The following is a 13,501-nucleotide window of genomic DNA, read 5'->3' as shown; positions in this document are numbered from 1 at the left end:
ATGGCGACCAGCACTGAAGAACTGCGCGACTGGATCAAGACCCGCAAGTATGAGGCTGGGTTCGTCACCGATCTGGAGTCGGACACCCTGCCCCCGGGTCTGGATGAAGAAGTGATCCGCTTCATCTCGGCCAAGAAGAATGAGCCGGAATGGCTGCTGGAATGGCGCCTGAACGCATTCAAGGTCTGGAAGGAACGCTTTGAACCCCAGTGGGCGCATCTGGACATTCCGGACATCGACTACCAGTCGATCTCTTACTATTCGGCCCCCAAGTCCATGGCCGACATGCCCAAGTCGCTGGACGAGGTCGACCCCAAGCTACTCGAAACCTACGAGAAGCTGGGCATTCCGCTGGAAGAACAGAAGCGCCTGGCCGGCGTGGCCATGGACTACGTCTTCGATAGCGTGTCGGTCCACACGACATTCCGCGAGAAGCTAGCCGATGCGGGCGTGATCTTCTGCTCGATCTCCGAGGCCGTGCAGGAGCACCCCGAACTGGTCCGCAAGTACCTCGGAACCGTGGTGCCGGCCCGCGACAACTTCTTTGCCGGACTCAATGCGGCCGTCTTCACCGATGGCAGCTTTGTCTACATTCCCAAGGGTGTGAAGTGCCCGATGGAACTGTCGACCTACTTCAGGATTAACGAGCTGAACACCGGCCAGTTCGAGCGCACCCTGATCATTGCCGAGGAAGGCAGTCAGGTGTCCTATCTGGAGGGTTGCACCGCCCCCCAGCGTGATGAAAACCAACTGCATGCCGCCGTGGTTGAACTCGTGGCGCTGGACAACGCCAAGATCAAGTACTCCACCGTCCAGAACTGGTACCCCGGTGACGAGGACGGGCGTGGCGGCATTTACAACTTCGTGACCAAGCGTGGGGATTGCCGCGGTAAGCACTCACACATCTCTTGGACACAGGTCGAAACCGGTTCCGCCATCACCTGGAAGTATCCGTCCTGCGTGCTGCGTGGCGATCACTCCATCGGCGAGTTCTACAGCGTGGCCGTGACGAATAATCATCAGCAGGCCGATACCGGCACCAAGATGATTCACCTGGGCAAGCACACGCGCTCGACCATCGTCTCCAAGGGCATCGCCGCCGGCCAGTCCGATCAGTCCTACCGCGGACTGGTGCGGATCAGCCCCAAGGCCGAAGGCGCCCGCAACCACACGCAGTGCGACTCGCTGCTGATCGGGCCCAACTGCGGCGCCCACACCTTCCCGTACACGGAAGTGCGACACCCCGGCGCCGTCCTCGAACACGAGGCGACAACCTCGCGTATTGGTGAAGATCAACTCTTCTACTGCCGTTCACGTGGGCTGTCGGAAGAAGACGCCGTCTCGATGATCGTCAACGGGTTCTGCAAAGACGTGTTCCGCGAACTGCCCATGGAGTTTGCGGTCGAGGCCGGCAAGCTGCTGGCCGTGTCGCTTGAAGGCGCGGTGGGTTAACCCTCCCCCGCAGCCCACTTTTCATCGTTGCCGCACCGGCGGCAACGCCAACAGGATGAACACCATGCTCGAAATCAAGAATCTGCATGCCCAGGTCGAGGACAAGCCCATTCTCCACGGCATCAACCTGACCATCGGCGCTGGCGAAGTCCACGCTGTCATGGGGCCCAACGGGTCCGGCAAGTCGACCCTGGGTGGCGTGCTATCCGGTCGCCCCGGGTACGAGATCACCGAGGGGTCGGTCCGCTTTAACGGCCAGGACCTGCTCGACATGGAGCCCGAGGAGCGCGCAGTCGCGGGCCTGTTCCTGGGCTTTCAATACCCGGTTGAAATTCCCGGCGTGTCCAACGCCTATTTCCTGAAAGCTGCGGTCAATGCTTGGCGGGCCGCCCGGGGCGAACCCGAAATCGATGCCATGGGGTTTCTGGCGGAGATCCGTCAGGCCATGGAATCCATGGACCTGCCGACTGACATGATCCACCGCGGGGTGAACGAGGGTTTCTCTGGCGGCGAGAAAAAACGGAATGAAATCGTCCAGATGCAGCTGCTCAAGCCGGCCCTGGCCGTGCTTGACGAAACCGACTCCGGCCTGGACATCGATGCGCTCAAACTGGTCAGCAATGGCATTAACGCTTTGCGCGGGCCGGACCGCGCTTTCGTGCTCATCACCCATTACCAGCGCCTGCTCGATTACGTGAAACCCGATCACGTGCACGTGCTCGCCGGAGGCCGCATCGTGCGTTCGGGTGGTGAGGACTTGGCGCGTGAGCTGGAAGCCCGGGGCTATGGCTGGGTCACGGGTGAAGCAGCCTGATGTCTGTTGCATTCGACACCCTGGAAAACGTCTTCGAGTCGGGCGTCTGGCCAAGTAACGAGCGTGGCTGGCGCACACAGGCGCTGGCCAAGCTGCAGCACGAGGGTTTTCCGTCCAAGCGATTAGAAGCCTGGAAGTACACGGATCTGAGCGACCTCGCCGATACGCCCTGGGTCGCCGCAGTGGTGTCCGAGGACACGGTTCCGGAAGTGGCCTTGCTGCCGGACACCGACCGTTTTGTGTTCATTAACGGGATCTTCGACATCACGCGCTCCAGCATTGGCGAGCTGCCGTCGGGCGTGGAATGGGAAGCCGAGTCCGTCGCCCCGCCGGATGGCGAGCCCTTGCATGCCGTCGCGGGCTTGAATGTCGCGCTCGCGCGCCATGGGCTGCGACTGCGTGTGCCCGAGGGCGTCAGCCTGCCCCGGCCGCTGGAAGTGGTGAATCTGACCAGCGAAAACGCCAACGGCAGCATGCATCACCTGCGCCATCACATCGTGCTCGAGCCCGGCGCGACGGCCACCATCTTGGAGCAGTCGCTTAGCCATGAGGCGACAGCCCTGTCCACCCAGAACTGGACGCTGACACTCGCTGCCGGCGCCAACCTGAACCTGACCCGATTGCAGGACACCTCCGAACGCCACAAGCAGGTCGATCTCATCGACGCGCGCATCGACCGGGATGCCAGCCTCACGGCCAATTTACTCGAGCTGGGTGCCCGCCCCGGCCGGCTGGACGTCCGGGCCCAGCTCGTTGGCGAGCGCGCCAGTTGTCACGTTCAGTCCCTGCTGTTTGCCGGTGGCAAGTCCCACGCCGATCACCAACTGCGCATCGACCACCTCGCGCCGAACTGCAGCAGCCGGACGACCGGCCGCGCCCTGGCGCGGGATCGGGGACGTGTCATTCTCGACACCCTCGTCCACGTGGCGCGCGGCGCTGACGGAACCGATTCGGAGCAGCAGCTGGCCAGTCTGCTGCTCACCCCCGGCGCCGAGGCCAATGTGAAGCCGGAACTGGAAATTTATGCCGATGACGTCGCCTGCGCCCACGGTTCGACTGTGGGTCAGCTGGACGACGAGGCTGAGTTTTATCTGCGCACCCGGGGCGTGCCCCGCGATGCGGCCCGGGCCCTGCTGATTCAAAGCTTTGTGCGGCCAGCTCTGCAGCGGGTTCCGAAGGTGTTTCGCGACACCGTGCGCCGCCATCTGGTCTCACGACTCCCCGGTGCCGAGGCGATGGAGGATTTCGCGTGAGTGCAGTGGCTGCCAACGGGTCAGGTTTGGATGTCGAGCAGATCCGCCGGGATTTCCCCGTGCTCGATCAGCAGGTCCGGGGTCGCCGTCTGGCCTATCTCGATAATGCCGCGACCACGCAGAAACCGCTGGCCGTGCTGGAAGCGGTGGATCACTACTACAGGCACGACAACGCCAACGTGCATCGTGGTCTGCACACCCTGGCCGAGCGGGCGACCGAACGCTACGAATCTGCTCGCGACCGGCTCGCCCGTTTCGTGAATGCACGTGATCGCCGCGAGGTGGTCTGGACGCGTGGCACGACCGAGGCGATTAACCTGGTCGCTCAGTGCTTCGCCCAGACCGAGCTCGGACCCGGCGATGCCGTGCTGATCTCAGAACTGGAGCACCACTCCAACATCGTGCCCTGGCAGCTGGCCTGCCAGCGCTCTGGCGCCACGCTGCGCTGGATTCCGCTTGCGGAAGATGGAACGCTTGACCTGAGTGATCTTGATGCCCTGTTAGAGGGCGTCAAGCTGATGTCGGTCGCTGCCTGTTCCAATGCCCTGGGCACCATTCATCCCGTCCGCCAACTGGTCGATGCCGCCCACGCAGCCGGCGCTGCTGTACTCATTGATGCGGCACAGGCGACGGTGCATCAGCGCATGGACGTCCAGGCCTGGAATGCGGATTTCGTCGCGCTCTCTGGTCATAAGGCCTACGGCCCCACAGGCATCGGGGCGTTGATCGGAACCACGGAGTGGCTGGATCGTCTGGCGCCGTGGCACGGCGGCGGCGAGATGATTGAAACCGTCACGCTGGAAGCCAGCACCTGGAACGAACTCCCTTACAAGTTCGAGGCCGGAACGCCCAACATCGCAGGCGCCATCGGCCTGGCCGCCGCGATCGAGTGGTTTGATGCCCTGGATCACGCGGCGCTGCTGACCCACGAGCAAGTGTTGCTGCACGCGGCAACCGAGGGGCTACAGCAAATCCAGGGACTGCGGCTCATCGGAACCGCTGCCGACAAGGCGCCCATCGTGTCCTTCGTCATCGATGGCGTACACCCACAGGATCTGGCCACACTCATCGACCAATCGGGTGTCGCCGTTCGAACCGGACATCATTGCGCCATGCCAACCATGGCGAAATTCGGCGTCCCGGGCACGGTGCGCGCGTCCATGGCGTGCTACAACAGCCTTGAGGACATTCAACAACTTATCGCTGCAACCGAAATCGCTGCCGAGATTCTTCGCTAAGCTGATGGGCGACACCGCCCATCGCTCAAGTTTATTGGATTCCGGGCGTTAGCCACCTACACTCGGCTGTTCTGCCATTTTTTTAAACTTGCGGGGTCTCGTTGGCGAAGGTGACATCAGACTCGATTCGAACGCGTGCTCGCCACCCCTGGTGGACGGGCCTGCAGTTCCAATTGGTTGCCGTTGCCTGCCTGCTGCTGGTTGCGCTGGTCTGCGCGGCCGTCTGGTTAAGCGAGGAACTGGTTGGCTCCGAGCTGGTGGCCGAAGCCGAAGACGCCGCTCGGGCGCGCGCCGCGGCGACCGCAACCGGCCTGACACGGCAACTGTCCGATGCGGCGCGAATCAGCGAACCCCTGGCCGTGGCCGTCCAGAATGGCCGGCCAGCGAGCGAGCCGCTGGCTGCGCTCGGCCAAGGCCTGTTGGAGCGCGCGTATCGCCGAACCAACGGTCTAGTGGTCGGCTTGGGACTTTGGCCAGCCGCCGGGGTTTTAACACCTGGCCGTGAGCGCGACGGCTACCACTGGATCGCCAGCGATGCGGGCATTGCACGCCGCGACGACTTTAACCAGCCCGATCGCATCACCTACCAGCAGGAACTCTGGTTCACGCTCGCCCGCTATGCCCGGCCAGGTCAATGCGCCTGGACCGGTCGCCGCACCGACCTGCTGCTACAGCGTCCCGTTGTGACCTGCGTTCAGCCGCTTGGCCAGGGCGAGCGCTTTGCCGGTGCTGTGACGGTGGACTACGCCGTCTCGCGGCTTGGCGACATGCTGCAAAGCGCGCTGGCGACGAATCGAGGCTATGCCCTGCTCGTCGACGCCAGCGGGCGACTGCTGGCCGCGACCGACGCGATTGACACCCTGACCACCGGCGCGGCCAATCTGGCGGAACTCAGCCAGCAAGCGCCGGGACTGAGCCCGCTGGCGCTAGCGATTCACCGGGCTGAGGAAGCCCGCGTTCGGCAATCCATCGACCTGGATCGGTATCAGGCAACCGATGTCTCCGCCTTACGCGACGCCACCCGCGATCTCGGCCGCGCGGAATCCGAATCCCTGCTAGCCGTTCAGTGGACCCGCGATCAGGTGGCCACCGATTGGCAGCGCCTGGCCTTGCCCAAGGATCCGGAGCTAGGCGCGGACAGCATTGCCCGCTTCGCCCCGCTGGGCACAACGGGCTGGCGGCTGATCGTGGCCGAAAGTGCGAGCCAGGAGCTGGCCGGGGCCAACTATATTGTGACGCAGACGCTGGTCGTGACCGTAGGCCTCGTGATCATCGCGATGGTCCTGCTAATCGGCCTGATCCGCCTGCGCGTACTCAACCCGATGCGGCGGATCGTCGCTGCCCTGCAGCGCACCGACAGTCTGGAAGAAGCGTTGAGCGTGTCTCTGGACGAATCAGACCGAAACGAGGTCGGCGAGCTGGCAGCCTGGCTGAACCAGCGCTCGCGTCTGCTAGGCGAAATCGCGCAACAGGCCCAGGCCGTCAATACGCAGTTGGTGCTGGAAGTCGGAGAGCGCAAGAGCGCGGTCGAGAACCTGGCCATCACCCGCGAACGCGCGGAAATGACCCTCAAGTGCATCGCCGACGGTGTGATTACCACCAACCGCGAAGGCGAGATCGATTACCTGAATCCGGTGGCTGAAACGCTGGTGGGTCGTTCCAACCAGGAGGTGCGCGGATGGTCGATCACCCGCGTGCTCAAGCTCACCCATGCCAACGGTACGGCGTACGACGAAGATATTGTCGACCGGGCCTTGGTTGGCGGTCAGCGCCTGCGGCTGGCAGACATGGTCTTGCAAGACGCCTCAGGGAACCGCCAAGGCGTTGCTCTGACCATCGCGCCGGTGCGCGGGCGAGGCAGCGAGGTGCTTGGCGCGGTCGTCGCCATCCACGAGCGCAATGAATCCGGACCCACCGAGGTCAAGCAGTCGGTGGATTTATCGCGCGATGCGCTCACCGGCCTCTTCTCCCGCTCCGCCTTTGACGACGATATTTCCGGCCTCATCGAAGAACAGGCCACCGAGGGTGGACGCCATGCGGTCATGCTCATCGATATCGACCAGATGCGCCGCATCAACGCCGCTCACGGAGAACAGGCAGGCTCGGAACTGCTCCGCCACCTAGCCCATTTGTTTACCGGCGAGATCAGCCGTGCCGGTCGCGTCTACCGGCTGGGTGGAGACAAGCTGCTGGTCTTGCTGCGTGACGCCACCCTGGATGCCGCCGAGGCACAGGCCGAGGTGCTGCGGCGCGCAGCCAATCGCAATCCCTTCCGGTGGGAGGGACAGAATGTGGCCGCCGAATTCAGCATCGGCCTGGTCAAGGTCGACCCCGGTGCTGGCACGTCCATGGAGTTGCTGAGACGCGCCGAAAGCGCCGTGCAGTCAGCCAAGGCGGTCGGGGGCAATGTCATTCGGCGCTACCGTGTCGAAGAGCGCCAGACAGACGCCTCGAATTCCGATGCCGTCTGGGTGGACCGCCTGCGAACCGGCCTGGACCAAGGCCTGTTCCACCTGATGTCGCAGACCATCGCCCCGCTTGCCCATGGCCTGGCGTCCGGGGTCGAAGTCCATGTTTCACTCGAGGACGAAGAGGGATTCTGGGCTGCGCCTTCGGCGTTCATGCCGGCCGCGGTTCGGGCGGGTCTGGCCTCCGAAATCGACCGCTACGTGCTGCATCAGCTACTGGAGCATGTCTCGGATCAAGCCGCACTGGATGGCGATCAGTTCTTCGCCATCAACCTGTCCACCGCCTCGCTGCGCGACCCCAAATTCCTGGACTTTGTACTCCAGGAGTTCGACGCGGCCGCCCTGCCCGCCAGCCGGGTCTGCTTCGAAATCGACGAATCGGCGGCGATCCGTCACCGCGTAGAGACCCACGAGCTGCTGTCGGCCCTACGCCCCATCGGCTGCCGCTTTGTGCTGGACAACTTCCACTCGGGCATGGACGGCGCCGAACTGCTGAAGGCGCTGCGCTTTGACTTCGTCAAACTGGATCAGTCGCTGTCGCACCGAGCTGCGGGAGAGCGCGTCGATCGCGTGGCGCTGGAGGCGGTCATCCGGGTGCTACGCGAACTCAAGGCCAAGGTCATTGCCGGCAAGGTCGACAATCCAGCCGCACGCACGCCGCTCACCGAGTTAGGCGTTGACTACATCCAGGGCTTTATTGTCGGGCGGCCAGCCCCGCTGCTGTTCGAATTGCAAACACAGCAGGCAGCGAGCCAGTCGACCGGCACGCATTCCTGATCAACAGCCGGCTACGCCGGACGCCAATCCTCGATCACAAGCTGCGGATTGATATAGCCACGGAACTCGTTGGCCTCCAACCGATATAGCACCTCGACGGCGTCGCCAGGCTGGGGCTCGGTATTAAAGGCAATCCCCCCGATTTCCACCCCGGAGGTCCCGGCCAGCCGTAGCTTCACGTGCCGCTCGCCAACCACACGCTGGTCCATAAGCCGGAATCGCCCTTCGAATAGAGGCGCCTCAAATCCCTGCCCCCAGGGTCCGGCAGCCTCCAATGCGGTCGCCGTCTCCAGGGTCAGCTCGCTATCGGCCAACTCACCGTCTGTCAGCCAAACATCGGCGAGTTGCTCTTCGCTGAGATGTCGGCGTGCAACGGCGTCGAATGCCTGCGAGAACGCGTCCAGCGCCGCTTCAGGCAGGCTCAGGCCGGCCGCCATGGCATGGCCACCAAACTTGTCGATCAGATCGGGTGTCGCGGCGTCGATCTCGGCCAGCGCGTCGCGCATGTGAAACCCGGGAATGGAGCGGGCCGAACCCTTTAGCATGCCGGCGTCTGCTGCTGACGGGGCAAAGGCCACCACCGGCCGGTGACGGGCCTCCTTCACCTTGGACGCCACCAGACCGACGACGCCCTCGTGCCAATCCGGACGCGTCACCACCAGGCCGACCTGAGGGCTGTCCACCGTCAGTGACGCAAGGTCATCCAAGGCATCGGCGTGCATGCTGTCCTGGATCTGCCGGCGTTCTCGATTCAGCGCGTCCAGCTGGGCGGCGAGTCCGCGCGCCTCCATCGGATCATCCGCCAGCAGGCAGCGGATACCGACGCTCATATCATCCAGACGACCCGCAGCGTTGAGCCGCGGAGCCACCGCAAACGCCAAATCCTGTGCCGTGGCCCGGGTGTAGTCCCGGCCCGCCAAATCGAGCAACGCGAGGATGCCCGGCGCTGCCCGCCCGGCGCGGATACGGCGCAGTCCCTGCTCGATCAAAATGCGGTTGTTGTGATCCAGCGTCACCACATCAGCGACGGTGCCCAGCGCGACCAGATCAAGAAACTGCGCCAGCTTCGGCAACTCCTGCTCCCGGCGCTCGGATAGCACACGTCGCACCGCCGACAGCAGGTAAAAAGCCACGCCCACGCCGCACAAGGCCTTGCTGGCGAACTGATCACCCGGCTGATTGGGGTTTACGATGGCATCAGCGGCGGGCAGTGTCTCGGGCGCTAGATGATGATCGGTCACCACCACCCGCATCCCCGCCTGCTTGGCTGCCTCGACACCGGCATGACTGGAAATACCGTTGTCGACCGTGATCAACAACTGCGGCGCATAGTCGGCCATCTCGGCCACAAGCGCCGGCGACAGGCCGTATCCGAATCGGAAGCGGTCGGGAACAAAGGCCTGAACCTGGGCAGCACCCAGGGCCTTGAGGCCGCGCACGCAGACCGCACTGGCCGTGGCCCCATCGGCATCAAAATCACCCGCGATGGCAATGCGATGCCCGGCAGACAGGCTGTCAGCAACTAGGCGGGCCGCCGATTCGAGATGGCTAAGCGTGTCGGGTCGCAGCAGATGTTGCAGACGCAGGTCAGCCTCCTGCTGCACACGCATACCACGCGCGGCATAGACCCGGCGCACGACCGGGTGCAGATGTCGCGGTAGGTGGCTGGTGTCGACCGGTGGCCGCGCTCGCCAGATACGCTCGCTCAAGCGTCCAGCGAGGCGCCCAGTGCCTGCTCCACGGCGCCGAGCGTCGCGTCGATGGTTTCGCTGGCACCGGCGACATGTTCCGCCGCGATATCCGGGTCCTTCAATCCGTGGCCGGTCAGCGTGCACACCACCGTGCTACCCGCCGCGATCCGGCCGGATTCGATGTCTCGTAGCGCACCGGCCAGGGAGGCTGCAGACGCCGGCTCACAGAACACACCTTCCTCGCTGGCCAGTCGCCGCTGGGTGTTCAGAATCTCCTGGTCGCTGAGCTCATCGAACCAGCCACCGGACTCTGCTTGCACGATATGGGCTGCATCCCAGCTCTGGGGATTGCCGATACGAATCGCGGTCGCGACGGTATCCGGCTGTGCCACGGGAGCGCCGCGAAGAAACGGCGCGGAGCCATTCGCCTGGTAGCCCACCATCGTGGGTCGCTGATCCGTCATCGGGGCCTGGAGTTGGCCGCAGTCCCCTTCGCAGAAGCTACAGGCTTTCGTTCCGCAGCCAGTGGCCTCGGTGTAGCCAATCCAATGGGCCGTGATATTGCCGGCATTGCCGACCGGCAGGCAGTGCACATCCGGCGCCTGCCCCAGCGCTTCGATGATCTCGAAGGCGGCCGTCTTCTGGCCCTGCAGCCGATACGGGTTCACCGAGTTGACGATGGTAATCGGTAGCTGCTCGGCCACTTCCTTGACCAGCGACATACCGTCGTCGAAATTGCCGCGAATCTGCAGGATGCGTGCGCCATGCATCACCGCCTGCGCCAGCTTGCCCCTGGCGATCTTGCCTTCCGGGATGAGCACAAAAGCCTGCATGCCGGCCCGTGCCGCATAGGCTGCGGCAGCGGCCGAGGTATTGCCGGTGGACGCGCAGATTACGGCCTGGGCGCCCAGTTCGGCGGCCCGCGTCACGGCCATGGTCATCCCGCGATCCTTGAAACTGCCTGTGGGATTCAGACCTTCGAACTTGACGTACACCTGACAGGGCTGGCCCAGGCGCTTGAGCGGAATCAGCGGTGTGCTGCCCTCGCCCAGGGTCACAGCCGGGGTGTCTGCGCCAATCGGCAGTCGGTCCCGATAACGGTCGATCAGGCCCAGCGGAATGGTCTTAGTCATCAAAATGCTCCACGCGGATGCGATGGATGGAATCGGAAATCGCCGGCAGCGCCGCCATTTGCTCGCAGGCGGCCACGGCAACGCGCTCAGGTACGGGCTGGGTGAGAATAATGACTGTCGTTGTGCCGCCTGGCGTTTGCAGCTCTTTCTGCACGATGGCCTCGATGCTGATTGCGTGCTCGGCCAGGACGCCGGAAATCGATTTCAAGACCCCCGGCGTGTCCGCCACCCGCAGGCGCAAGTAATGTGCGCAAACCGCTTCGTCGATGGCCAGTGGTGCCAGGGCATCCGAGGCATCGGTCGCCTGCCCCAGGGCGGGCATGTCGGTGCCCGTGCTGCGCCGCGCCAAATCCACCACATCGGCCAGCACGGCCGATGCCGTGGCCTCTGCGCCCGCACCCGGCCCGAAATACCCGGTGGGAGACGCGGCATCGGCACGTACCACGACGGCGTTGAGCACGCCGTTGACGTTGGCGAGCAAATCCTTCTCCGGCACCAGCGTTGGATGCACACGCAACTCCACACCCTGCTCCTGACGGCGGGCGATGGCCAGCGGCTTGATGCGGTAACCCAGTTCCCGGGCGTAGGCCAGATCCTCGGCGGTCACGGAGCCGATTCCATCGGTGGTCACTTTGTCGAATGACAGCGGTATGCCAAAGGCGATGGATGCGAGGATCGTCAGTTTGTGTGCGGCATCGATGCCACCGACGTCAAAGGTCGGATCAGCCTCGGCATAGCCCAGTCGCTGGGCCTCGGCCAGCACGTCCTCGAATGCAGCGCCCGTCTGCGACATCTCCGTGAGAATGTAATTGCAGGTGCCATTGATGATGCCCGCGATGCTGTGCACACGGTTCGCGGCCAGCCCTTCGCGCAGGGCCTTGATCAACGGAATCCCCCCTGCCACGGCGGCCTCATAGGACAAGGTGGTCCCGGCCTCGGACGCCAGGTCGAACAAAGCCTGACCATGTAACGCGATCAGCGCCTTGTTGGCCGTGACCACGGGCTTGCCGGCGCGCAGGGCACGTTCCACCGCGTCACGCGCGGCATCGGTCCCGCCCATGAGCTCCAGCACGACATCAACGTCGGGATGGTCGATGACCGCATCGATATCCTCGCTCAGGTGAACGCCTTCGGCCCCGGGTCGGGGCTTGGATACATCGCGAACCGCGGCTGCCACAACGCGAACCGGTCGCCCCGCCCGCCGGGCGATGGCCTCGCCATTGCGCGCCAGCAGCGTGAGCACGCCGCCACCCACCGTTCCCAGACCCAGCAGGCCCAGTTTCAGTTCTTTCATTCCTTCGATCCCTTGCCGTCACGCAGCAGTCGGCGGATACCCCGTACCGCCTGCCGTGTTCGATGTTCATTTTCAATCAGGCCGAAGCGGACGTACTCGTCGCCGTGGTGGCCAAACCCGATGCCCGGGGACACCGCCACCTTGGCCTCGGTTAACAACAATTTGGAGAATTCCAGCGAGCCGAGATGGCGATACTCCTCCGGAATACGGCCCCAGACGAACATGGTGGCCTTCGGCCGATCCACCACCCACCCTGCGCTGGCCAAGCCATCGCACAACACATCACGGCGCGACTTGTAGGTCTGGCGTATCTCCTCCACACAGTCCTGGGGGCCATTCAGCGCCGCAATCGCCGCCACCTGGATGGGCGTGAACATGCCGTAGTCCAAATAAGACTTCATCCGCCCCAGGGCGGCGATGAGTTGCGGGTTGCCGCACATGAAACCGACACGCCAGCCCGGCATGTTGTAGGTCTTGGACAGTGAGTACGACTCGACCGCGACATCCTTGGCACCCGGCACCTGCAGAATCGACGGCGCTTTGTAGCCGTCGTAGCAGAGTTCCGCGTAGGCCAGATCCTGAACGATCCACAAATCAAACTCGCGGGCAATCTCCACCACACGCTCGAAAAACGCCAGATCCACGCACATGGCGGTGGGGTTGGCCGGAAAGTTCAGCAACATCATCTTCGGCGCCGGCCAGGACTCGCGCAGCGCGCGCTCGAGCTCCACGAAGAACTCGTCGGTGTCATTGCTCAGATGCACGTGCCGCACATCTGCACCGGCGATGACGACGCCGTAAGGATGGATGGGATACGCAGGATTAGGCACCAGCACCACGTCGCCGGGCCCCAAACAGGCCAACGCCAGATGTGCCAAACCCTCCTTGGATCCGATCGTGACGATGGCCTCGGATTCGGGATCCAACTCCACATCAAAGCGACGCAGGTACCAGTCGCAAATCGCCTTGCGCAGCCTCGGCACGCCTCGCGACACCGAGTACCGATGCGTGTCGCCACGCTGCGCGGCTTCCGTGAGCTTGTCGACGATATGTTGCGGCGTTGGGCGATCCGGATTGCCCATGCCGAAATCAATGATGTCCTCGCCGCGGGCTCGCGCCTCCTGCTTGAGCTGGCCAACAATGTTGAAGACGTAGGGAGGGAGGCGCTCGATGCGCTGGAAGTGATCCTTCACGGCCGTAGTTCGTCTTTGGGCAGTCGAGTGGGCATCAAGCAGCTTGATGCGCAGGGCCGGGGATTGTATCGAAATGCCAGCGGAAGTCGCCCCTCGCGCGGGATCGGCCGCTCCACATGTCGGCCTCGCCTGCCGGAAACCAGGCGCCAGCCGCAGCCCAACCCCGGCGGAGCAACCGGCCAGCGGCC

The 13,501-nt window shown here is 64.0% G+C and carries 9 protein-coding genes; 5 read left to right on the top strand and 4 right to left on the bottom strand.

Translation table 11 applies throughout. The annotated features are described in order from the left end of the window. From sufB to DEH80_RS02545, 5 genes are all read left to right on the top strand, one after another. On the top strand, nucleotides 1-1,452 hold the full coding sequence (gene sufB, locus DEH80_RS02565) for a Fe-S cluster assembly protein SufB (protein WP_109718897.1): 1,452 nt from the start codon (nucleotides 1-3) through the stop codon (nucleotides 1,450-1,452). Between the two features lie 64 nt (nucleotides 1,453-1,516). Continuing rightward, the gene (sufC, locus tag DEH80_RS02560) at nucleotides 1,517-2,266 is read left to right on the top strand and encodes a Fe-S cluster assembly ATPase SufC (RefSeq protein ID WP_109719026.1); all 750 of its coding nucleotides are present in this window, start codon (nucleotides 1,517-1,519) and stop codon (nucleotides 2,264-2,266) included. Continuing rightward, nucleotides 2,266-3,519 carry a Fe-S cluster assembly protein SufD gene (sufD, locus tag DEH80_RS02555; protein ID WP_109718896.1) on the top strand — a complete coding sequence of 418 codons (1,254 nt, stop codon included), beginning with the start codon at nucleotides 2,266-2,268 and terminating at the stop codon, nucleotides 3,517-3,519. Before sufC ends, sufD begins: the two co-directional genes overlap by 1 nt. Next, nucleotides 3,516-4,757, top strand: a complete 1,242-nt coding sequence (locus tag DEH80_RS02550) for a SufS family cysteine desulfurase (protein WP_243412735.1) — start codon at nucleotides 3,516-3,518, stop codon at nucleotides 4,755-4,757. Before sufD ends, DEH80_RS02550 begins: the two co-directional genes overlap by 4 nt. 110 nt (nucleotides 4,758-4,867) lie before the next feature. Then, nucleotides 4,868-8,002: an EAL domain-containing protein gene (locus tag DEH80_RS02545; RefSeq protein ID WP_165831252.1), complete on the top strand. Its 3,135-nt coding sequence runs from the start codon at nucleotides 4,868-4,870 to the stop codon at nucleotides 8,000-8,002. Nucleotides 8,003-8,013: 11 nt separating this feature from the next. On the opposite strand, the gene recJ is transcribed toward DEH80_RS02545, so the two are convergent. From recJ to alaC, 4 genes are read right to left on the bottom strand one after another with little or no spacing between them, the layout of a single operon-like run. After that, nucleotides 8,014-9,711, bottom strand: a complete 1,698-nt coding sequence (gene recJ / locus DEH80_RS02540) for a single-stranded-DNA-specific exonuclease RecJ (RefSeq protein WP_109718894.1) — start codon at nucleotides 9,709-9,711, stop codon at nucleotides 8,014-8,016. Then, nucleotides 9,708-10,826: a threonine synthase gene (gene thrC, locus DEH80_RS02535; protein ID WP_109718893.1), complete on the bottom strand. Its 1,119-nt coding sequence runs from the start codon at nucleotides 10,824-10,826 to the stop codon at nucleotides 9,708-9,710. The genes recJ and thrC overlap by 4 nt, the downstream gene beginning before the upstream one ends. Continuing rightward, complete coding sequence (locus DEH80_RS02530) at nucleotides 10,819-12,120, bottom strand: homoserine dehydrogenase (protein WP_109718892.1); 1,302 nt, start codon at nucleotides 12,118-12,120, stop codon at nucleotides 10,819-10,821. The genes thrC and DEH80_RS02530 overlap by 8 nt, the downstream gene beginning before the upstream one ends. After that, complete coding sequence (gene alaC, locus DEH80_RS02525; protein ID WP_109718891.1) at nucleotides 12,117-13,313, bottom strand: alanine transaminase; 1,197 nt, start codon at nucleotides 13,311-13,313, stop codon at nucleotides 12,117-12,119. The genes DEH80_RS02530 and alaC overlap by 4 nt, the downstream gene beginning before the upstream one ends. Nucleotides 13,314-13,501: the final 188 nt, after the last annotated feature.

The organism is Abyssibacter profundi, assembly GCF_003151135.1.
GTDB classification, from domain to species: domain Bacteria; phylum Pseudomonadota; class Gammaproteobacteria; order Nevskiales; family OUC007; genus Abyssibacter; species Abyssibacter profundi.
Note: the sequence above shows the minus strand (reverse complement) of the source record. Positions and strands in the feature narration are given on the sequence as shown.